Here is a 22,925-nt window from a genome sequence, read left to right on the forward strand (position 1 = left end):
TTTTAACCTTTGTCAGCAGTCTAAAAGATAGCTACGGCTATCTTTTTGTATATTGGGCGCGCCGATATGCCAATGAAGCATGCATCTCTGTTCGCTACCGCACTTTATGTTAAAAGTGCGGTCAAAGTAATGATAAATCATATAACTCAAGTTTAAGCAGGAGAATTTTTTATGCAACGACATCGACCTCAGTGGACAAAATGGCTCAGCATCACATTATTAACGCTACCCTTTGCGCTGGCTGCCAACCTAACGCCGACACTGCCGCAAAGCACTCTGATTGAAGTCGCCGCAGAAAAACCTCTGGTCAATCAATGGCAAGATATCAGCTACGCACAGCCCAAAGCGATGGGACGTCCGCTGAATCTGAAAATGGATATCCTGCAACCACAAAGTGATGCCAAGCTGCCTGCCGTCCTGTTCGTCACCGGTGGCGGTTTTCTGATGTCACCAAAAGCCAACTACATTCAACAGCGTTTGGCTATTGCTGAAGCCGGTTATGTGGTCGCCAGCATTGAATATCGCCATATTCCGCAAGGTAAATTCCCGGAACCATTGCTGGACGTGAAATCGGCAGTGCGCTATTTGCGAACCCATGCCGACGAATTTGGTATTGATAAAGATAAGATTACGATTATGGGGGAATCCGCCGGGGGATATTTTGCCGCATTAGCCGCCACCACCAATGGTGATCGCCAATTTGATGTGGGTGAAAATCTGGATCAAAGCAGTACTGTACAAGCCGCGATTGATCTGTACGGCTTATCTGATCTAAGCCAAATCGGTGCGGATTATTCGGCGGAAATACAAGCTATGCATGCTGGCGATAATGTTTCAGAAGCCTTGATGTTAAACGGAATCCCACCATTTGCCAGTGGCGGTGCGGTCAGCTCAACCCCTGAACTGGCAGCACAAGCTAACCCGATTAGCCATATCTCTTCCAATACGCCACCGTTTTTATTAATGCACGGTGATGCCGATATGCTGGTCTCCCCAAGCCAAACTGAAATATTGTTTAACGCCTTAACAGAAAAAGGGATTTCAGCACAACGTTATGTGATTAAAAATGCAGATCATGCCGGTGTTTACTGGGCACAACCGCAAGTAATCAATTTGATCATCGATTTTTTGAACCACCAATTTAAAAATACAGCCAAATGATTTTAGGCTAAGACGAGGCGGATATGCACATAAAAAACTTAAGCGGTTTGCAAAAAACCGCACTTGGCATCTCAACATTTTGCTTTTCAAGCATTTTCTTTTCAACCATGGGATTCTCTGCATCAGCCAAAGCGGAAATTAAACAGATTGAATCGCAAATTAACCAAGTGACTTTATACCAACAACAAGCCAAAGTTGAACGCCATGCTGAAATTGAATTAAGCAAAGGGCAGCATGAACTGGTATTTTCCGCCTTGCCGCAGTATTTGGATGAAGCCTCATTACAATTTAATGCCAACGGCAACAGCCCGTTAACCGTGCTTTCCATCGACAGCGAACTACAAGCCGCCGAGCAGCACAGCGGCAGTGTATTACGGGATTTGCAGCAACAAATCACTGCCCAGCAAGCCATTGTGCAACAGCATCAAGATAAGTTGGCGGAGTTGGACAACCAGTTTAATTTGCTGCAATTGTTGCAGCAATCTCGTCTAAACAGCGACACTCAACAGAGCTTTGAAGATTTTAGTCGCCTACAGCAATTTTCTCGAACCAGCTACACCCAACTGAGTGCCGAAAAACGCACCACCCAGACAGAACTGGAAGCGCAGCAACAAAAACTGGCGCAGTTAGAGCAGAACTACCAGCGTTTAGGTGGTGAGCAGCAAAATATGCAGCGCTTGGTTCGTGTACAAATTCAGGCAGCAACCGACGGCAAACAGCAACTGAGTTTAGCCTATAATATCTTTAACGCCAGCTGGCAACCGCAATATCAGTTAAATTATAACAGCAAAAACAACCAGTTAGATTTACAATATGGCGCAAAAATTCAACAAAATAGCGGAGAGGATTGGTCAAATGTCAAACTGATACTGTCCAGCGCACGCCAGGTTGAAGTCGGCAACGTACCCGAAATTTCACCTTGGCTAATCGACTTCTACCAACCGCAACCACTTGCCATCACTCAAGCTGCCAAAGATAAGAAATTGAGCCTGCAAGGGTTAGATCAGGCAGAAACGGCTATACAAGCAGAGCTGACCATGGCAGCTGCGCCGCAAACCGCTGAGGTGGAAAGCGGAATTGTTGCCTCCAGTTTCACCCTTCCAAGTGCGGTCAGCATTGCCAGCCAGCAAGGCAACCAAAGCGTGATCATTGCCGGTACAAGCCAAGAAGCAAAAGCGGAATATGCGTTTTATCCGGAATTTCAGGATAACATTCTCATCACCGTCAGTGGGCAAAACCAGCAGGATTACCCGTTATTAGGCGGCACATTACGCACCGCTTATGACGGCAAAATCGTCGGCTCCGGCTACCTGCCAACCCTACTGCCCGGCGAAGCGTTTACGCAGTTGATCGGCGAAGATCAAACCATCAGCGTCAAAGCCGAACCAGTAAAACGCAGCCAAGAAAGTGGTGGCTTGATCAACAAAACCAACAAAATACGCCTTGAAACGGGCTACACTCTGCAAAACAACCGCACTGAAAGCGTTGATGTGGTGGTTTATGACCGCCTGCCACAAGCTGTCAACCAAGCGATTAAAGTGAATATCTTGGCGCCAGACACCAAAGCCGTCACTATCGACGACAATGGCCGCTATCAACAAAAAATCACCCTCGCCCCCAACAGCAAACAAACCATCAATAAGATATTCACACTGGAATATCCGCAAGATCAAATGCTGAGTGGGTTGTGAAATTATAGGTTGGCAAATAGTGGCTAAATTAAACCCATTGCCAACCTTGATGATGCTGATTAAGCCAAAAACCGTCCGATAACCTGTCCACCAACCAGAATCCAAGTCATCAGTAACGAGGTGAAAAATACCCCCAGATACAGATAGCCGGTTTTGAGATAGCACCAATTATTGATCAACAATAATACGATGAATTGCGGAATAATTACCGCCAACATCATCATCCAACGCCCGCCAAATTGCGGCAGCCCGATGAGATCAAAACCGGGGCCGATTTGCATAAAATTCGGTATAAAATGGAATAACCACAAGATACACAAGCCACCGACAGCGGCGAAGACCACTTTTAATGTCCAGATTACCAGGGTAGATACCGCACTTTCCGCGAGCGGTTGTTTCATCTGTACGGTTAAAATCAAGCCGTTATAGATAAAAAAGAAGGCGAGAATCGGGAGCCAATACACCAGAAACAGATTAAATCGCTCCGGGGTTAACGGTTTTAAAAACGGCCATAAAAATCGCAGTTCTGCGCCCCAATACCAATGGGCAAAACCGGCAAGCAGGTACAGCCAGCCGATTAAAACAGCACTCAACGCTAAAAATCGCAGGATAATATTAGCAGTAGATAATTTATGCTGCTGACTGAAAACCCCAAATTCTGCCAAGGAGAACGGCGGTGCGGATTTTTTCCAAGCAAGGAAAAAAATCAGATTTAACGCCGCGCTGACCGCAAACCAAGTAATAATACCGTTGCCCATTTCCAGCGGCATAAAAGCAAAATGAGCAGCAATCGGCTCATTGGCTCCACCCCATTGGGTCAACAGGGGATAAAGCACAAGCGTGGTCACGATATTAAGCATCGCAAAGCGCCACCAGGTTTTGGGGCTGATCGCCGTTTTTGTAGTAACAGGCTGCGTAGCTGCACTAAAATACGACGTTTGAAGCAAAGCATTAGCAACAAACAGGCTGGAGATAAGTGCAAAGAAGAGTGCAGACAATCCGGCGAACTCCTTATACCAGTAAGTTTGTTGCGCCGGATCGATCCAGTGGCTTTTATCGCCGTTTTGCAATGCCGTATTGAACCATTCGATCGCCCGCCGATTGCTCTCTTTGGCAATCATCACGCCCAAATGTGTGCCTTCAACCAGATCCGCCCGTCTTGCCGAACCGTCAGCAAAATTGCCGTAGGTATAGCCCCACTTCAACGTTTCGCTTTCAGGCAAAGAGAATGCCAATAACCGGGCTGGATGATGGACTAACTCTTTCACCGGAAAACTTCTTTCACGATAACCGCCAATCTCCTCATATAATCCCTGCGTCAACAGATAGTTATGGATTTCCGGATCACCGCCATTGCTGCTTAAGCCGTTGACCGCTTTATGATCGGGATTGAGCTTAGCGACCCGAATCGCATTCAGTGCGCCGGTTGAATGACCAAAAATACCCAGCCTATCTTGGTCAACAAACGGCAGGGATTTTAAATATTGGTAGCCGTTGTTCGAGCCACTCATATTTTTATTGCTGGCAGGCAATGTGGTTGAGTAACCGTGCCCGAATTGATCGATCGCCAACACAACAAAGCCCCGTTTTGCCAACTCTAACGCCCCAAAAGTGCTGGTTGCTTCTTTATCACTTTGATAGCCATGCAGTGCCAAAACACCCGGCGCCGGATTTTCAGCGGTTGCCGTGAGCGGGCGATAAAGCTTTGCCGTCATCGGCTGCATCTCTTCGGTCATAATCTGAAGTTGTCGCACATCGATACGACCAAAATCCCGATCGATCAATGACGCCAAATAGGCAAAAACCAGCGTCAATATCGCAAACAGGATTGCGCCTAAAAGCGAAGAGCGGCTGGCATTTCTATTTTTCATAGGTTTCTCCCTAATTTAAGGCATAAGCTAAGTTGCGGTTTCAGCCAGCACCGTGACTTGGGCGCTATCGATCCCTTTGACCAGTAACGGCAGCGCAAAAATGCGCTGCAACTGCGGTGCATCAAGTTCAGCCAATTTCATATCTTCTATAATGCAAATGAAGTTTTCACTGAACATACCGAGCATAATCTGGTGTGCTTTCACACCATGCTCTGGATTGGCAGGAGAGGCGAGCGAGATAAAATCAAAGCCGAGCGCTTTCAGATTCGGGGCGTAGTCAATCAAATATTGGGCAGCATTGATACTGACTGCACAACCTTGTGCAGCATATTGCTGCGGTTGTTCAAACCGCACTTTTTCCAAACCGGTACGGATCAGCAAGCAATCCGCTTGTTGAATTTGCAATAGAAAAGGGGCGAGATCCTCAACTTCAATTAGGCTGGCTTTTGCTTTTGGAATATCAAGCAGCAGCGGTTTCTGATAAATAAACTGTACCAACGGCAGCTCCGAAATGGTTTTTCCGTTCGGATTGAAATGATTCGGCGCATCAAAATGGGTGCCGAAATGGTTGAACAGATGGATTTTTGCACTGTTATACACCGCACCTTGTTGTGTGTCACTACACTTTTCGATACTCAGGGTCGGCTCTCCGGGAAAGCCGGGATCATTAATATCCAGCGGATAAGAAAGCAGTTGATATGGCATAAATTACTCCTTTGTTTGATTGAGAGTACGGGTTTGTTGAAGCAACCAACGCTGTGCAGCCGGGCTATTGAATACGGCATCCCAAGTGTTGTGGGGATTGTTATTGACAATGCCGTTATCCCCCGCCTGCTCAAAACTGAATTCTGTGTATCTTACGGCGGGATTTTTCAGTTGCTGGCTGAGGATTTGGTAATTAATTCGCGAACCGGCAACCGGCGAAACTTTGTCTTCTTTGCTGTGGAAAAACCAAATCGGCATATTGGCAAGTGAGGCTAAATTTTCTTGGCTTGCGTTGCCGTCAATCCATTCCACGGAATAGGCTTCCCGTCCGCCCATTAATAATGCGGCGGCAAAAAAGTGCGGTCTGTCCAGCAGCAAATAAAGCGCACCTTCGGCACCACGCGATAAACCGACCAGATAAATCCGCGCCGGATCAATCTGTGGATGTTGTTGCAGCGTTTTATCGATCATTGCCAGCAACAACGCTCTACGGTTTTCTGTCTGCCAATGAATGCCGCCACGCTGGCATATTGTGGCGCAAGCACAAAGCCTTCTTCATATTGCAAAGTTGAAATTGCACCTTGGCTGGAGAGTAATTGCGCGACATTATCCTGCCCCAACTGCCCGGAACCATGCAGGAAAATGGTCAGTGGATACTGTTGCGCCACCGCATTTTGATGCTTGGTATTATCAGCGGTAAAGTGCGGTTTATACAATTGATAATGCAATATGTTTTTGGGATCGTTTAGAGAAACTTGATCCGCTGCAAATTGATCAAACCACAGATTATGCCTATTCTTCGCCTCTGCCGTTACACTAATATTTTGCGGCGCAACGGTTTTACCGTTGCTTAATTTCAGCAGCCCTTGTTGGGTCACATGGTATTGCAAGCGCTGTTGATAAAATTCTGGTACGCGGTTGCTTTGCACGATGTCTCGCTGAATAATTTCACCTTGCTCATTTTTGGCACGAAACGACATCGGCTCACTATTTTCGGTTCTCAATGAATACACATCAGCATTAGTATCCTCTTTATTCAGTTCCAAAATCAGGTAGTTACCTGATTTCGCTTGTGGAGATAAAGTCGGTTTATCCATGCCGTAGCTTCGGAGAATTTGGCGCTCGCCTTGTGATTTTCCGTCCAACACCACTTCAATTTGATAACGCGTTTCCACTCCTTCGCCATTGAATAACTCATCCTCATATTCCAAAGCGAGCGCCGAGACTTTTTGTCCTTTGGCGGTTAATTCAGTGATCAGTTTGGCACTGATAATTTTTGATGATTCCGGTTCGTCGGGAATGGTGACGACATCATTGGCCAACAGCTGCGGGGATAAGGCTAAAGAAAACAACACAGCAAAATAGGATTTAAACATAATCGTGTCCTTTTGTTTGAGAACTTTTTGCAGGAATTTGTGTTTGAAAAAATTTTGGTTGAAAAGGGCAATGCGATTCCATTGCCCTGTAGGAGAAAATTAAAGCTTTTTATTTTGTAACTGGACGTAGAGTAAAATAGCAGCAAGCACGCCCAACGGGAACACTAGGTCAAATACTGAACCGTCTTGTCCCCAAACCAAGTTGGACAAAATCACAACTGTTCCGCCGATTGCCCAAGCGATTGTGGTTGGAATCGACCAAACAATCATCTGTTTTTTCACATCGTTGATGCCCATCATACGATTGACCACCCAGAACAAACTGTCGTTAAAGTAACCGAAGAACAAAGAGCCCATAGTGGCCGCTTGTGCGGCAAGCAACATATTAACCCCTGGTATTTCAGCTAAAATCGGCGCTGAAATTGAGGCTGCGGTAATCATGGCGACCGTACCTGAACCTTGAATAAAACGGACTAGGGTTGAAACAATAAACGGAATCAGAATCGGCGAAATCGGTAAATTAGCCACTTGTTCCGCTAATTGTTGACCGGCGCCACTATCGCGTAATACCGCACCTAATGCGCCACCGGCGCCGGTAACCAGTAAAATGATCCCAGCGGTTTTCACCCCTTCTTCCAAGTGAAGTGCGGTGGTGTGTTTATCGGCATTGGGTAATAGCGCATAGATTGAGACCAATACACTCAATGCCAAGGCGATAATCGGACTCCCGACAAAGGCGATAATTTGGTAAATGGTCGAATCTAAAATCCAAGCAAATTGCTCCTGTTTTGCGATTAAATCAACGATCGCTTTAATAAAAATCAATGCAATAGGCAACACAATAGGCAACATAGAAATACCCAAGCCCGGCAGATTTTTCTTCTCTCTGCTTTCGATATAGCTGTCGTATTTTTCTTTCAATTCCTCATCAGTAAAAACTTGTTGATTAAAATCAGGATATTTTTTATCTAACCATTTAGCATAAAGTACAATACCGATGACCGCAGGAACTGCAAAAACCATACCAACCAATAACATTGCACCAATATCAACGCCAAACAATCCGGCAACCCCTAACGGCCCCGGCGTTGGTGGTACGGTATGGTGGGTAACTACCAAACCGCCTGCCAAGGCAACCCCAAGCGTCAACAGTGAACGTTTACCGTTTTTTGCCAACGCTTTGGCAACTGGGTATAAAATAACAAAAGCAGAATCGACAAAAATCGGAATACTCACCACATAACCCGTGATTGCCAGCGCCCACTCTTCTTTTTTCTTGCCTAAAAATTTGATAAAGCTGTATGCCATTTTTTCAGCAGCACCAGACACTTCCAAAATGCTGCCCATCATCACCCCGAGACCAATTACAATCCCAATACTGCCAAGCGTTCCTCCAAATCCTTTGGAAATTACCGCCAGCGTTTCGGTGGCATTTAATCCGCCGACAATCCCGGCAATAGCCGATGCAATCAGCATCGCGATAAAAGCATGAACACGAGTTTTTAACACTAAATAAACCAGTACAGCAACGGCAACAATAAGACCAATAATGGGAATCGGTAATCCAAACATAGGGTTATCTCCTATAAATCGTGCTGAATAAATTGATTGATAACATCAGTAAAGTTGTTATCGACATAAAAGCCTAGTTTTGCCGCTTGGCTGCAATCAATACGAGCAGGCCAACTAGCGACAATATCATTAATTTTTTTATCGAATTGGAACTCAATTTTTTCTAAAACAGCCTCTCCTTTAATCGTAGCAAGATCGTGTAACATAGATTCAACGCTGACAGTAAAGCCCGGTAGGTTAATGACATGCCAATCTCGTGAGGTCAATGACGGTAGTGTCAGCGCATGGATAAAGTTGCGGATTACAGTATTCGGACTGGAGATCCACAGCAGTAATTCTTTTGCTACCGGACAAACGGACTGTTCGCCATTCAGCGGTTCACGAATAATCCCGCTGACAAAAGAGGAGGCTGCTTTGTTCGGTTTGCCCGGACGGATACAAATTGTTGGCAAGCGTACTGCGATCCCATCAACAAAACCCTTACGGCTGTAATCGTTAATTAACAGTTCGCACATCGATTTTTGCGTGCCGTAAGTGGATTGTGGGGTTACCGCTGTGCTGTTGCTGATCACCTCAGGTAAATCACCACCATAAACCGCTAAGGAGCTGGAGAAGATAAAGCGGGTTTTCGGATTAGCTCTACGGCATGCCTCCAACAGATTTTTGGTCGCTAAGAAATTGATTTCATAGCCTAAATCAGGATCCTCTTCGGCATGGCTGCTGACAATCGCTGCTAAGTGAAAAACCGCACTTGTGTCTTTGCTAATCACTTCGTTTAAGCCGTCAGGATGGCGCAAATCCATTTTAATACTGCGAACGCGACTGTCATTATTCGGAATAACAGGCTCATTCACATCAACCAAAATCAACTCCTGAATATTAATATCACGTTGTTGTAATAGCGTTTTGGCTAGGCGCTGCCCTAGAAAACCTTGACCACCGGTAATAACTATTTTCATATTGGTATCCTCGTTTTGAATTATTTATACTGCTCAAACCATTTCAAGCCGTCTTCAGTATTACCTCTTGGGTTATATTCGCAACCGACCCAGCCGTCGTAGCCGATTTCGTCTAGTTTGGCGAAGATATGTTGGTAGTTGATTTCGCCCTCGTCAGGCTCATGGCGATCGGGCACGGAAGCGATTTGCACATGGGCGAATTTGCCTTTTAAGGCGTCGGTTAGTCGGGATAAATTGCCATCGACATTTTGGGCGTGGAAATAGTCCAACTGCACGAACACATTGTCACGATCGATTAAATCCACCAGTTCCAGCGTTTGGAATTGGCTGGCAGTCAGGTAGTTCGGTTTGACTTGCGGGCTGAGCGCCTCCAACAAAATCTTGATGCCGTGCGGTTTGAATTTGTCAGCGGCATAGCGCACGTTGTCGATAAAGGTTTGTTTGTATTTGGCATAATTTTCGCCCGGTGGCACGACGCCGGACATGATATGCACATTCGGACAATTAAGCGCCAGCGCATACTCCAATGCCAAATCAATATCACGCTGGCTGTCGGCTTCGCGTCCCGGAATGGCAGACACGCCCCACTCACCGGCTTGCACATTGCCCGGCGCCGTGTTGAACAGCACTTGTTGCAAGCCGTTTTGTTGCAGTTTGACTTTTAACTGCTCTTTCGGATAATCATAGGGGAAAAGGTATTCCACATACTTGAAACCGGCTTTTGCCGCCGCTTCGAAACGATCGAGAAACGGCAGTTCGGTAAACATCATGGATAAATTAGCAGCAAACTTAGGCATCTTATTTTCCTCTGTTTTTCAAATCATTGACTTCGTCATCGGTGAGATAACGCACATTTTGTCCTTTTAACAAGAACATCAGTTTCGCGGTTTCTTCCAGTTCTTCAGTGTTATCCACCGCATCGAATAAATCGCTGCCACACACCACCACGCCGTGGTTGGCAAGCAAAAAGGCTTTGCCGTCCAGCGCCCGTTCGCTCAATTCACGGGCAATCTCCGGCGAGCCGGGGCGATAATAAGGAATTACCGGCAATTTGCCGACCCGCATCACATAGTAGGGCGTGAAAGCGTTGATGGCATTGCTTGGATCCAGATTGTCCAGGCAGGAAAGTGCGGTCAGATAAGTGGAGTGCAGATGCACAATGGCGTTGCACGCTGGGTTGCGTTGGTACATCGCCAAATGGAACACTGATTCTTTTGACGGTTTTTTGCCTTCCAGCAAGTTGCCGTCGCTATCCAACACCGACAAATCTTCCGCCTTCAAGCGCCCCAACGACGAACCGGTCGGGGTCACCAAAAAGCGGTTGCCGCTCAGACGCAGCGAAATATTGCCGGCACCGCCGACGCTATAACCACGTTCAAACAATGAACGAGCTAAGTTGACCAGATCGATTTTTTGTTGCTGTTCACTCATACAAACATCTCCTGTGCATCGCTAAAGAACGACTCTTTGCCGAAGTTGCCGGATTTGAGTGCTAAAAAAGTCGCTTCATCGAGGGCTTTCAGCCACGGCACGCCCGGTGCAATTTGCTTGCCGATTTGGAAGCCGTCAAAACCTAATTTCTGCACCACAATGCTGGAGGTTTCTCCCCCGGCAGTGATGAAGTTTTTCACACCGTACTGCTTTAATTTTTGAGCTAATTCGGCGAAAGTTTGCTCAATTGCATGGCTGGCGGTCTCGCCGCCGAATTCGGCTTGAATCGCTTGCAACTGCGCCGGCGCAACCGTGGCATAGACTATCGGTGCAAATTCACCGTTCAGATTTTCAATCACCCATTGATACAGCTCTTCGGCATAATTCGGATTATTCAGGCTCTGCTCGACTTCCAATAATTTATGCGCGGCTTTGGTTTTATAGGCTTCCACTTGCTTGTTGGTCATCACTGAGCAAGAACCTGAGAGAATCACACTTTTGGCTTTGTTGGGTAAAAGTGCGGTTTTTGCAGCCTGTGCCGTGTTGTTTTTATTTTTGTACGCCGCCATATACGCCGCTAAACCGGAACCACCGGTCACCAGTTTGAAATCGTCAATGGCTTCAGCCAAGACCGCTAGTTGTGAATTATCCACCGCATCAACCACCGCATAGCGGTAGCCCTGTTGTTTTAATTGCTCAAAACAGCGTTTGACATGATCGGCGCCTTGAATCACATCAGAATACGCCACCAAACCGGTTTTACCGCGCGCTTGCGCGTCCATCAGACGCATCAGATTGGCATCTTTCATCGGTGTAATCGGGTGGTTTTGCATCCCCGATTCGTTGAGTAACGTTTGACCGACAAACAGATAGCCGTTGAAAATGGTTCTGCCGTTAATCGGCAATGCCGGGGTGATCACCGTGAAATCATCGTTGAGCTGATCCAACAGTGCATCGGTCACCGGACCGATGTTGCCGCTGGCGGTGCTGTCGAAAGTGGAACAATATTTAAAATAGAACTGGTTGCAACCGCTCTTTTGTAACCACGCCAAAGCTTGCAGCGACTGCTGCACCGCTTCCTCGACCGGATTAGAACGGGATTTTAAACTGATTACCACGGCCTCGACCGGCTCTTGCAACTGGCGTTTCGGCACACCGTTCATCTGCACGGTGCGCAAGCCGTTTTCAACCAAAAAACTGGCAATATCACTCGCCCCGGTAAAATCATCTGCAATAACACCCAACATGATTATTTCTCCTCTTTTTGTGGCAAGGTAATACCGTCGAAAATTTTGATCACGGCGCTGTCGTCTTCTTTGCCGTAACCGGCGTTACTGGCAGAGGTGAACATATTAAATGCGGTGCTGGCGAGAGGGAGCGGGAAACGCAATGATTTAGCGGTATCAGTGACTAAGCCCAAATCTTTGACGAAGATATCGACCTGAGACAACGGTGTATAGTCGCCGTCCACCACATGTTTCATGCGGTTTTCAAACATCCACGAATTGCCTGCAGCATTGGTCACCACGTCATACATCAAATCCAACGGAATGCCGGCACGGGCAGCCAGCGCCATCGCTTCCGCACCGGCAGCAATATGCACGCCGGCAAGCAATTGGTGAATGATTTTTACTGTTGCACCCAAGCCGATTTCGCTGCCGATGTTGTACACTTTGCCTGCGACCGCACTTAGCACCGGTTGCAGCTTTTCAAAGGCTTCGCTCGAACCCGACGCCATCACCGTCATTTCACCCTGTGCCGCTTTGGCTGCACCGCCGGAGACCGGTGCATCCAGCATAATTAAGCCTAGCGCTGTTAATTTTTGTGAAATTTCTTTGGCATCTTGTGCGGATATGGTGGAGGAAACCATCACCGCCGTACCCGCTTTTAATTTGGCTGCCAGTCCGCTTTCGCCGAATAAGATCCCTTTAACTTGGGCGGCATTGACCACCAACAGCAGCACGGCATCCAGTTTCTCGGCAAAACCATCGGCATTCATTGCCACTTCTTTTGCCCCGGCTTGTTTCAATTTATCTAATAAAACAGGATTTAAATCAATCCCATAAGTATCAAGCTTAGCGTTAACACAAGAAAGTGCCGCGCCCATACCCATTGCGCCGAGACCTACGACTGCGACTGAATAGCTCATAAAAAATCTCCATTTAGGTTTAACATTAAATTACTTTTATCTGTATTATCTCGCTGCATAATGCCTGAACTAAAAAGATAAAACTGAGAGTAAGATCACAAATATTCACAATTTATGTTATTTATTGTTAATTTTATCGCTGTTTAAAATCAATATTTGAGTTCTTTACTCATAAAGTGTTATTATTTCACTAAAATTCACAATAAATTTAAGGAATTAGCCCATGATTCCGGCAGAAAGACAAAAACGCATTCTGATGTTGCTGAGCGAACACGATCTGATCAGCATCGCCGAATTGGTTGAGATTATGCAGGTGTCGCATATGACGGTGCGGCGCGATATTCAAAAACTGGAAGAACAAGGCAAAGTGGTGTCGGTGTCCGGCGGCGTGCAATTACTGCAACGCCTGTTCAGCGAGCCGACGCATGATGATAAATCCCTGCTGTTTCAAAGCCAAAAGCAAGCTATCGGCGTAGCTGCGGCTCGGTTGATCACCGACAGTAAAACGGTTTATTTAGATGCCGGCACCACTACGTTGGAAATCGCACACCATATTGCCAAACGCAGTGATTTATTAGTGATCACCAATGATTTCGTGATCGCCAATTTCTTGATTAAAGAGGGCAACGGTGAATTGATCCACACCGGTGGTCATGTCTGCAAAGATAACTACTCTTCCGTCGGCGAACTGTCGGCACAATTTTTACGCAACATTTCGATTGATGTCGCCTTTGTTTCCACCTCTTCCTGGAACCTGAAAGGCTTAACCACCCCGGACGAGAAAAAACTGGCAGTGAAACGCGCGATTGTCGAATCGAGCAAAAAAAATGTGCTGGTCACCGATTCGTCAAAATACGGCAAAGTCGCCACCTTCTGGATTTACGGTTTAGACGTATTTGACACCATTGTGACCGATAAAGATTTGCTGGAAAGCGTGCAGAAAAATATTCAAAATCTGAATATTGAATTGATGTTGGCATAAGAAATCGCTATCGGTTTTGCGGCCGATAGCGATGCTGACCGCACTTTATCAGGTCATTAGCTACCAATCAGACGATATAACTCAGTATCTTTGCGATCCAGATAGTGGAACGATTGAATACGGCGAATAGTGCGTGAGCGTCCGCGGATTAATAATGTTTCGGTGGTGGCGATATTGCCTTTGCGGTGAATGCCTTTCAGCAAGTCGCCGTTGGTGATGCCGGTGGCGGAAAAAATCAGGTTGTCGTCACGCACAATCTCTTCCAGTTGCAACACTTTATTGACTTCCACCCCCATTTGCTGGCAACGGGCGATCTCTTGTGCGGCAATGGCACGATTTTCTTCACTGTCGCCTTTCACTTGATTGCGTGGCAGCAACCGCACTTGCATTTCGCCGCCTAAGGCACGGATTGCCGCTCCGGCGACCACACCTTCCGGCGCACCGCCGATGGCATACAGCATATCGACATTATTATCCGGCAAACAGCATAGAATCGAAGCGGCAACATCGCCATCGGGAATTGCCAATACTTTGACGCCCAGCTGCTGCATTTTGGCGATGATTTCTTGGTGACGGGGTTTGTCGAGGGTGATCACCGTTAATTGTGAAAGCAGTTTGCCCAGTTTTGAGGCAACGCGGCGTAGGTTTTGTTCCAGTGGCAGGTTGAGATCGATCATGCCTTTCACTTCCGGCCCGACCACCAATTTTTCCATATACATATCCGGCGCCTGCAGGAAGGTATCCGGTCCGCCGGCAGCGAGCACCGACAGCGCATTGGCTTGCCCCATCGCAGTCATGCGTGTACCTTCAATCGGGTCAACGGCAATCGTAATATTCTCACCGCTACCATTGCCGACTTTTTCGCCGATATATAACATCGGTGCTTCGTCTATTTCACCTTCGCCGATAACAATTTCGCCGTTAATATCAATTTGATTCAGCATGATGCGCATGGCTTTGACTGCCGCTTCATCGGCGGCATCTTTGTTGCCGCGTCCTAACCAGGCAAAGCCGGCAAGGGCGGCGGCTTCAGTAACGCGGGAAAATTCGATTGCAAGGGCTCTTTTCATTTTGTGTGACCTATTCATTTGAGGTTGAAGGAGAATGAGTTAGCGAACGATGGATTGGCTATCCACACAAAGCCGTAGTTTAGCACAGTATTGCAACTGATGGCGCAAAGCCGTAAAAAAATTGACCGCACTTTTCAATTTCTATGTGAAATCTGCGGCTAACTAGGCTAGAATGAGGTTTATTTTCTGTAGAACTATTATTTATTGAGGATTGATGATTATGTCTTTTGAGCTGCTCGAACAACTAGATGAAAAAATTAAACAAGCCGTTGAAACCATTCAATTACAACAATTGGAAATTGAAGAGTTGAAAGGTAAACATGAACAGGTTCAAAATGAGTTGAATCATTTGCGCGGTGAGCGCGATGCGTTGGCTGGCGAAAATGATCACTTGAAAAACGAACATAACAATTGGCAAGAAAGATTGCGTTCGCTATTGGGTAAAATCGATAACGTGTAATTCTTTTTGGCTTTGTCCATTAAAAACCGAGTGTAAACCGCACTCGGTTTTTTATTTTCCAATGTTTCTAGGATCTGTTGATCCTTGTTTATAATTTGAGCCATCGTCTCCATTACGAGCATTTATTTAATTTTATAAAATAATGTGATCTATCCCCTGCTTTTCAACTTTTCCGATTGAATCTTAACAAAGCTTGTGACAGTCTTAAGTTATAGGCAGATTAGCTGTGCTAAGTATAAAAAAGGATAATATAACGTTATATTTTTTGCTTAAATGTTAAATTCATTTGAATTTTTTTCTCAACCTTGAATATAACGGTTTGGTCAGTCAAATAATCGAAATGGAGATAGATATGAGTGTTTTGGCAAATTCAGCGACAGTGGATAGGGCAACGATAGAAGCACTATTGGGCGGCAGACATTCGGATCCGTTTGCGGTGTTAGGAATGCACGAAACCGACAACGGGGTAGAAGTGCGGGTGCTGATGCCGGATGCTTCAAAAGTTTTGATTATTGATAAAGAGAGTCAGCAAGAAGTGGCAGAAATGACTTGCTTGCATGAAGATGGTTTTTTCAGCGCCGTGATGGCAGATAAGCATGATTTTTTTAATTATCAACTCAATGTGTTTTGGGGGCATGAAAACCAAATTTTAGAAGATCCTTACCGTTTTCGCCCGATTTTGTCGGACTTAGACAACTGGTTGTTGGCAGAAGGCACACATTATCGCCCTTATGAAAAACTGGGCGCACATTTCACCGAAATTGATGGCGTAGCAGGGGTAAATTTTGTGCTGTGGGCGCCAAATGCCAAGCGGGTCTCGGTGGTCGGGGATTTTAACTTCTGGGACGGACGCCGTCACCCGATGCGCTTCCACCCGGAAAACGGCTTGTGGGAAATTTTTATTCCCAAAGTCACCTTAGGCAGCCTGTATAAATATGAGCTGTTAGACGCCAACGACACTCTGCGCCTGAAAGCCGATCCTTATGCGTTTGCTTCGCAGTTGCGTCCGGATACGGCTTCACAAGTCAGTGCGCTGCCGGATATGGTTGAAATGACCGAGGCGCGCAAACAAGCGAACAACTTTGAGGCACCGATCTCAATTTATGAAGTCCATTTGGGCTCGTGGCGGCGTAATCTGGAAAATAATTTCTGGCTAAATTATGACGAAATCGCCGAACAACTGATTCCTTATGTCAAAGAGATGGGCTTTACACACATCGAATTGATGCCAATTAATGAATTTCCGTTTGATGGTTCGTGGGGTTATCAACCACTGGGATTATATTCACCGACCAGCCGTTTCGGCAGCCCGCAACAACTGCGCAACTTTATTCAAAAAGCGCACGATGCCGGCATTAATGTGATTCTGGACTGGGTGCCGGGTCACTTCCCGAACGATACGCACGGCTTAGCGTATTTTGACGGCACCGCACTTTATGAGCACGCCGATCCGCGCGAAGGCTTCCATCAAGATTGGAACACCCTGATTTATAACTATGGTCGTAATGAAGTCAAAAACTTTTTGGCAGGCAACGGACTGTATTGGCTAGAGCGCTTTGGCATCGATGCGCTACGGGTTGATGCGGTAGCGTCAATGATCTATCGCGATTACAGCCGTAAAGAGGGGGAATGGATCCCGAATCAATACGGTGGTCGTGAAAATCTGGAAGCAATTGAATTTTTGAAGCACACCAACTACATCATCGGCAACGAGATGGACGGCTGCATGGCGATCGCCGAAGAGTCGACAGCGTTTCCGGGTATCACCAACCCACCGGAAATGGGCGGTTTGGGCTTTCATTACAAATGGAATATGGGCTGGATGAATGACACCCTGTCATACATGAAGCTGGATCCGGTATATCGTCAACACCACCATAACCAATTGACTTTCGGTATGCTGTACAACTACACCGAAAACTTTATTTTACCGCTCTCACACGATGAAGTGGTGCACGGCAAAGGCTCGCTGCTCGACAAAATGCCCGGTGACGCATGGCAAAAATTTGCTAACTTGCGTGCGTATTACGGCTATATGTGGGGACATCCGGGTAAGAAACTGCTGTTTATGGGTTCAGAATTTGCCCAAGGTCGTGAATGGGATTATCAAGAAAGTTTGGACTGGTTCCTGCTGGACGACCAACACGGCGGCGGCTGGCATCGCGGCGTACAAAATCTGGTGAAAGATTTAAACCACGTTTACCAGCAAACCCCCGCGTTGCACCAATTGGATTTCGATCCGTTAGGATTCGAATGGTTAGTGGTCGATGATTATCAAAATTCGATTTTTGCTTTCGCCCGTAAAGATCGTCACGGCAATGAGGTGATTGTGGTCAGCAACTTTACCCCGGTAGCGCGTGAAAATTACCGCATCGGCGTCAATCATGTCGGTGCTTATCAGGAAATTTTGAACACTGATTCGGAGTATTATCACGGTTCGAACGTCGGCAATGCAGAGGTTACCCTGACTGAGGAGATTGCCAGCCATAATAAATTGCAATCGCTTTCGCTGACAATTCCACCATTGGCAACAATTTATCTGCAATATCAAAAATAAACAAGCAGGCTATTCTGGAAAAAGGTTGTTGGTAACATGATTGGTAGAGTGAGAAACGGAATGGCGCAGCCGCTGGGCGCTTCAATTCAAGTTATTGAGGGACAGTGCGGTGTGAATTTTGCGGTATTTTCCGAGCATGCTGCGATGATAGAGCTGTGCCTGTTTTCTTATCGCGGCAAAGAACATCGTTTTAAAATGATCAAAGGACAAGATCATATTTGGTCACTCTGGTTGGCTGGGGTTGAAATCGGTATTAAATATGGGTTTCGCGCTTACGGCGAAGACAAACCGCAGCAAGGCATCAGCTTTAATCCACAAAAAGTGATGTTGGATCCTTATGCCAAAGCGGTGGACAGCAAACCCTGTTATCAAACCGATAAACAACTGATGTTGTTTGATTTTGCCAATGAGTTGGATAATCATGAAGTTGCACCAAAAGCAGTCGTCATCGCCGATGATTTCGATTGGCAAGGTGACCAATCGCCTGATTACCCTTGGGCACAAACCATCATCTACGAACTGCATGTGAAAGGCTTCAGCCAACTAAACCCGAACATTCCGGAGGAATTGCGTGGCAGTTATGCCGGCTTAGCGCACCCGGCTTCAGTGAACTATCTGAAAAAACTCGGCGTGACCGCACTTGAGCTGATGCCGGTTGCATTTCATGCCGATGAACTGCATTTGCAACGTCGCGGTTTGTCCAATTATTGGGGTTACAATTTATTGGCTCCGTTTGCGGTGGACAATCGCTATTGGTCCGGGCGCAAAGGCACCACGCCGGAAAGCGAATTTAAGCAGATGGTAAAAACCCTGCATCAAGCCGGATTCGAAGTAATTTTAGATGTCGTGTTCAACCATACCGCCGATTCTGATTGGTGGCAGCCAACACTTAGCCAGCGCGGTTTAGACAATGCCAATTACTACTGGCTGACCGAAAACGGTGAATACCATAATTGGAGCGGCTGTGGCAATGCGTTGAACCTGACCAAACCGAATACCTTGCAATGGGTGCATGATTGCCTGCGCTACTGGGTGGACACGTTTCATGTGGACGGTTTCCGTTTTGATCTGGCAACAATTATCGGACGTGAGCCGGAATTTAACCGATATGCTGCGATTTTTGAACGGATTGCCAATGACCCGGTTTTAAAAGATAAAAAATATATTGCCGAACCGTGGGATATTGGTTGGGGCGGTTACCAATTAGGCAATTTCCCCGATTATTTTGCTGAATGGAATGATCGTTTCCGGGATGATATACGTCGCTTTTGGCTGCATAACCAAGGCAATATGGGCTTGTTTGCGCAACGCTTCAGTGCCTCGGCGGATATTTTTCAGCACGACCAAAAACGCCCTAGTGCTTCGATCAATTACATCTGTTCCCATGATGGATTTACGCTACACGATTTGGTGAGCTATCAGCAGAAACACAACTGGGCTAACGGCGAAGAGAATCGTGACGGACACGGTGAAAGTTATAACAATAATTTCGGTATTGAAGGTGAAACTGAGCAAGCCGATATTTTACAACAGCGCCAAGCCGCAAAACGGGCGCTGCTCGCGACCGCACTTTTAGCCAACGGTACGCCGATGTTGCTGGCAGGTGACGAGTTTGGGCATAGTCAGCAAGGCAATAACAACGCTTATTGCCAAGATAATGAGATCACTTGGATAGATTGGAGTCAACAAGATCAACAGCTATTGGCTTACAGCCGGGCAATTATCCAAATACGCAAACAGATTACCGCACTTTGTGGACACAATGACTGGTGGAATGACAATGATGTGCAATGGCTGAACCAAGCGGGCCAAGCGATGAGCATTGCTGATTGGGAAGATGGCAGTGGTGTCGGATTCCAGATTCAGCTTGACGACAAATGGTTATTCATCGTCAACCGCAGCGCACAGCAACAGGATTTTAATCTGCCGCAGGGAACATGGCGTCATGCTATTTCGCAGCAAACAATGACAGTAGAGGGGAATAATCTGAAGGTTAGCACTGTTGGCCTTTATATTTTATATCGGTAAATCAAGTCGTATTACCAAATTGTTATGGTGTTTTATTGGATCTTAAACTAGGGGAAAACGAATATGGACGAAATTTTGAAAAACTCACCAAGCATGTTGCGTATCACGGATGATACTTTAGTGTTGATTTTAGCCGGTGGACGAGGCTCACGTTTGTACGAACTCACAGATAAGCGTGCAAAACCAGCGGTTTATTTCGGAGGTTCTTGCCGTATTATTGATTTCGCCCTGTCAAATTGTATCAATTCCAATTTGAATCGTATCGGGGTCGTCACCCAATATATGGCGCACTCGCTGCTACGTCACCTGCAGCACAGTTGGTCATTCCTGCCGCGTGAACGCAATGAATTTGTCGATATGCTACCGGCACGTCAACAGTTGGATGACAGCACTTGGTATCGCGGCACTGCCGATGCGGTGTACCAAAACTGCGATATTATGAAAAGCCATTACAAACCGAAATATGTTCTGATTCTGGCAGGGGATCATATTTATAAAATGAATTATGCCCAAATGCTGCTAGATCATGTCTCCAGCGGTGCAAAATGTACGGTTGGCTGTATCGAGGTGGAAAAAGAGAAGGCATCTGAATTCGGTGTGATGGGTGTGAATGAGAATCTGCAAGTGACCGATTTTATCGAGAAACCGAAGAATCCACCAACGATGCAAGGCAAACCGGATACCTGCTTGGCGTCGATGGGAATTTATGTGTTTGATGCAGATTATCTGTATAGCATTTTGGATCAAGAATTTGCCAAACCTGAATCCAACCATGATTTCGGCAAAGACATTATTCCACAAGCATTAAAAGAAGGCGTTTTATATGCCCATCCGTTCAGCCGCTCTTGCATGGGGCGCAACCCACAGGGTGAAATTTATTGGCGCGATGTGGGCACCATTGATGCGTTGTGGGAAGCTAATATTGATTTAGTCACCGAACATCCACAGTTGGATATTTTCGACCAACGCTGGCCGATTCGTTCCACCCCTAAACAGACCTTCCCGTCCAAATTTTTCTACAAGCATCTGCGTAAAACCAGAGCGTTGGACAACTCCTTAGTTGGCGGCGGCTGCATTATTACTGATGCAATTATCAGTAACTCAGTGTTATTTGATCATGTCGTAGCAAAAGAGGGATCACAAGTAGAGTTCTCAGTCATTTTGCCGGAAGTCACCATCGGAAAAAATGTGGTGATCAAGCGTGCCATTATTGATCGCCATTGTAATATTCCTGACGGTATGGAAATCGGGGTTGATTTAGAGCTTGATGCAAGACGCTTCCGTGTCAGCAAAGGCGGGGTGGTTTTGGTGACCTCAAAAATGTTGGGCAAACTAAAACAGGAAACAGAGCAACAAGCTAAAAAAGCTTATAAAGCAGAACCATAGTCACACATCATCGTCTCCGCTTTTTCAAGTGCGGAGACGATGTTTTATTTCAGCAAAAATCAGGTGGAAATCCTATGAATGTTTTACACGTTTGCTCAGAGCTGTATCCTTTATTAAAAACCGGCGGTCTGGCAGATGTCACCGGCGCGTTACCCTTTGCCCAACAACAAAACGGTGACAACGTCCGAATTTTAATCCCGGCATTTCCGGCGATCACGGCGGGTTTACCGGAATCAGGAGTGGTCGGCACTTTTGATACCTTTGCCGGTCAAGCCACATTACGCTATGCCGAGTATCAAGGTTTGGGCGTTTATTTGATCGACGCACCGCACTTGTATCAACGCGAAGGCAATCCTTACCACGATCAATCCTACCACGATTATGCCGACAACTATCTGCGTTTTGCCTTGCTGGCATGGTTTGGTGCCGAGCTGGGTGATAATCTGGATAGCTGGTGGAAAGCCGATGTAGTGCATGCTCACGATTGGCACGCCGGCTTGGCTTGTGCCTATTTACATGTCAAAGGCAGACCGGCAAAATCGGTATTCACCATTCATAATTTAGCCTATCAAGGACAATTTAATTATCGTCATATGACGGAGATAGCACTGCCACTGGAAATGTTTAACGTGAACGGAGTCGAGCTAAACGGGCAAATTTCCTATTTGAAAGCCGGATTGTATTATGCGGATCATGTTACCGCCGTCAGTCCGACTTATGCTCAAGAAATCACCACGCCGGAATATGCTTACGGCTTGCAAGGGCTGCTGACCACCTTGCAGCAACAAAACAAATTGAGTGGTGTGCTAAATGGTGTGGACTACCAAATCTGGAATCCTGAGCTGGACAGCCATTTGCCTGAGCACTACAAATTAAAAGGCATGAGCGGCAAGGCAAAATGTAAAGCCGAGCTGCAACAAGCATTCAACTTGCCACAGGATAAAAATGCGCTGTTGTTTGTGATGGTCACTCGCTTGACTGCGCAAAAAGGCGTAGATTTGCTGTTGCAAGCACTACCGCGAATCTTAAAAGACGGGGTGCAATTTATTTTATTGGGTTCCGGCGATAAGCAGTATGAACTGGCATTCTCACAACTAGAGCTACAATATCCACAGCAAGTCAGTGTGGAAATCGGCTATAACGAAAAGCTGTCTCACTTAATTATTGCTGGCGGTGATGTCATTTTAGTACCGAGCCGTTTTGAACCTTGTGGCTTAACCCAATTATATGGGTTAAAATATGGCACTTTACCGTTAGTGAGATCGACCGGTGGATTAGCCGATACCGTGGTTGATTGCAGCAAAGAAAATCTAAAAACCCGGCAGGCAACCGGTTTTGTTTTTAATGATGCAAATGTCGAGCAACTGGTGACTGCGTTTGAACAGGCACAAGCGCTATGGCACGCCAAACCACAATGGTATAAAGTTCGTATCAATGCCATGGAGGCCGATTTCAGCTGGCATTTAGCTGCTGAAAAATATTCAGTTATCTATCAGAATTTGTTTAACTGACACGATTTATTCAATT

General features: G+C 46.3%; 17 protein-coding genes and 1 pseudogene. 8 read left to right on the forward strand and 10 right to left on the reverse strand.

Annotation, left to right across the window (positions count from 1 at the left end):
* Positions 1-171 precede the first annotated feature (171 nt).
* Positions 172-1,161 (forward strand): alpha/beta hydrolase, encoded by a 990-nt coding sequence (locus EDC16_RS02100; RefSeq protein ID WP_132964943.1) that lies wholly within the window; start codon positions 172-174, stop codon positions 1,159-1,161.
* Between the two features lie 23 nt (positions 1,162-1,184).
* Complete coding sequence (locus EDC16_RS02105; RefSeq protein WP_132964945.1) at positions 1,185-2,852, forward strand: mucoidy inhibitor MuiA family protein; 1,668 nt, start codon at positions 1,185-1,187, stop codon at positions 2,850-2,852.
* 59 nt (positions 2,853-2,911) lie between these two features.
* Here the strand turns inward: EDC16_RS02105 and EDC16_RS02110 are convergent, their stop codons facing one another.
* The 9 genes and pseudogenes from EDC16_RS02110 to ltnD all read right to left on the reverse strand — a co-directional run bounded on the left by EDC16_RS02110 (position 2,912) and on the right by ltnD (position 12,915).
* Positions 2,912-4,723 carry an alpha/beta hydrolase gene (locus EDC16_RS02110; protein ID WP_132964947.1) on the reverse strand — a complete coding sequence of 604 codons (1,812 nt, stop codon included), beginning with the start codon at positions 4,721-4,723 and terminating at the stop codon, positions 2,912-2,914.
* A 27-nt stretch (positions 4,724-4,750) separates the two neighbouring features.
* Positions 4,751-5,428: a cyclase family protein gene (locus EDC16_RS02115; RefSeq protein WP_132964949.1), complete on the reverse strand. Its 678-nt coding sequence runs from the start codon at positions 5,426-5,428 to the stop codon at positions 4,751-4,753.
* Between the two features lie 3 nt (positions 5,429-5,431).
* Positions 5,432-6,804 (reverse strand): annotated as a pseudogene (locus tag EDC16_RS02120) (phospholipase).
* Positions 6,805-6,903: 99 nt separating this feature from the next.
* Entirely contained in the window at positions 6,904-8,376 is a 1,473-nt protein-coding gene (locus tag EDC16_RS02125; protein ID WP_132964951.1) for a GntT/GntP/DsdX family permease, read from the reverse strand.
* Between the two features lie 11 nt (positions 8,377-8,387).
* Positions 8,388-9,335, reverse strand: coding sequence for a D-erythronate dehydrogenase (gene denD / locus EDC16_RS02130; protein WP_132964953.1), 948 nt, complete (start codon positions 9,333-9,335; stop codon positions 8,388-8,390).
* A 20-nt stretch (positions 9,336-9,355) separates the two neighbouring features.
* Positions 9,356-10,132 (reverse strand): 2-oxo-tetronate isomerase, encoded by a 777-nt coding sequence (gene otnI, locus EDC16_RS02135; RefSeq protein ID WP_132964955.1) that lies wholly within the window; start codon positions 10,130-10,132, stop codon positions 9,356-9,358.
* A gap of 1 nt (position 10,133) precedes the next feature.
* Positions 10,134-10,766, reverse strand: coding sequence for a 3-oxo-tetronate 4-phosphate decarboxylase (otnC, locus tag EDC16_RS02140; RefSeq protein ID WP_132964957.1), 633 nt, complete (start codon positions 10,764-10,766; stop codon positions 10,134-10,136).
* Positions 10,763-12,013: a 3-oxo-tetronate kinase gene (otnK, locus tag EDC16_RS02145; RefSeq protein WP_132964959.1), complete on the reverse strand. Its 1,251-nt coding sequence runs from the start codon at positions 12,011-12,013 to the stop codon at positions 10,763-10,765. Before otnK ends, otnC begins: the two co-directional genes overlap by 4 nt.
* Positions 12,014-12,015: 2 nt before the next feature.
* Positions 12,016-12,915, reverse strand: a complete 900-nt coding sequence (gene ltnD, locus EDC16_RS02150; RefSeq protein WP_132964961.1) for an L-threonate dehydrogenase — start codon at positions 12,913-12,915, stop codon at positions 12,016-12,018.
* A 223-nt stretch (positions 12,916-13,138) separates the two neighbouring features.
* Here ltnD and EDC16_RS02155 point away from each other — a divergent pair, with 223 nt between their 5' ends.
* Positions 13,139-13,897 carry a DeoR/GlpR family DNA-binding transcription regulator gene (locus tag EDC16_RS02155; protein WP_132964963.1) on the forward strand — a complete coding sequence of 253 codons (759 nt, stop codon included), beginning with the start codon at positions 13,139-13,141 and terminating at the stop codon, positions 13,895-13,897.
* A 56-nt stretch (positions 13,898-13,953) separates the two neighbouring features.
* Here the strand turns inward: EDC16_RS02155 and glpX are convergent, their stop codons facing one another.
* The gene (gene glpX / locus EDC16_RS02160) at positions 13,954-14,967 is read right to left on the reverse strand and encodes a class II fructose-bisphosphatase (RefSeq protein ID WP_132964965.1); all 1,014 of its coding nucleotides are present in this window, start codon (positions 14,965-14,967) and stop codon (positions 13,954-13,956) included.
* A gap of 220 nt (positions 14,968-15,187) precedes the next feature.
* On the opposite strand from glpX, the gene zapB reads away from it, so the two are divergent.
* The 5 genes from zapB to glgA all read left to right on the forward strand — a co-directional run bounded on the left by zapB (position 15,188) and on the right by glgA (position 22,909).
* Positions 15,188-15,427 carry a cell division protein ZapB gene (gene zapB, locus EDC16_RS02165; RefSeq protein ID WP_084256318.1) on the forward strand — a complete coding sequence of 80 codons (240 nt, stop codon included), beginning with the start codon at positions 15,188-15,190 and terminating at the stop codon, positions 15,425-15,427.
* Between the two features lie 352 nt (positions 15,428-15,779).
* Complete coding sequence (glgB, locus tag EDC16_RS02170) at positions 15,780-17,984, forward strand: 1,4-alpha-glucan branching protein GlgB (RefSeq protein WP_132964967.1); 2,205 nt, start codon at positions 15,780-15,782, stop codon at positions 17,982-17,984.
* Between the two features lie 36 nt (positions 17,985-18,020).
* Positions 18,021-20,012, forward strand: a complete 1,992-nt coding sequence (gene glgX / locus EDC16_RS02175) for a glycogen debranching protein GlgX (protein WP_132964969.1) — start codon at positions 18,021-18,023, stop codon at positions 20,010-20,012.
* A 63-nt stretch (positions 20,013-20,075) separates the two neighbouring features.
* Positions 20,076-21,398, forward strand: coding sequence for a glucose-1-phosphate adenylyltransferase (glgC, locus tag EDC16_RS02180; RefSeq protein WP_132964971.1), 1,323 nt, complete (start codon positions 20,076-20,078; stop codon positions 21,396-21,398).
* Positions 21,399-21,472: 74 nt separating this feature from the next.
* A complete protein-coding gene (glgA, locus tag EDC16_RS02185; protein WP_132964973.1) occupies positions 21,473-22,909 on the forward strand; it encodes a glycogen synthase GlgA in 1,437 nt (478 codons plus the stop codon).
* Positions 22,910-22,925 lie beyond the last annotated feature (16 nt).

Origin of the sequence: Testudinibacter aquarius (genome assembly GCF_004342725.1) — a bacterium.
Classification (GTDB): Bacteria; Pseudomonadota; Gammaproteobacteria; order Enterobacterales; family Pasteurellaceae; genus Chelonobacter; species Chelonobacter aquarius.